This is a genomic window from Photobacterium sp. R1, assembly GCF_054600795.1.
The window spans coordinates 1-317 of the sequence record NZ_BAAHZP010000328.1 but is presented as its reverse complement, the minus strand read 5'-3'; the positions used below and the strand labels follow the sequence as shown (position 1 = coordinate 317).

Genomic DNA, 317 nt, shown 5'->3' with positions numbered 1-317 from the left:
AACTCGGCATCAGTAAAGTCACCAAAGAAGGCTTTCAATACCTGAACGCCGAAATTCATCCCAATGACGTCAGTAACGAACAGGGGCAGAACGGCAAGCATCTAATTAACTGTTATGAGCTACTGGCGAATAGAATCTTTGGGGGAACGAAAACATGTGGGGGACAAAAGATAGCAGACAAACAAAAAGCCCGTTCTTTCGAACGGGCTTCTCTGTATGGTGCGTCTGAGTGGACTCGAACCACCGACCCCCGCCATGTCAAGGCGATACTCTAACCAGCTGAGCTACAGACGCAAATGCTATGTTTTGATTGTTTA

The 317-nt window shown here is 47.0% G+C and carries 1 tRNA gene; it reads right to left on the bottom strand.

Going from position 1 to position 317, the window contains the following annotated elements:
• Window positions 1-217: 217 nt before the first annotated feature.
• Window positions 218-294 (bottom strand) — tRNA-Val (locus ACYP03_RS25265).
• Window positions 295-317 lie beyond the last annotated feature (23 nt).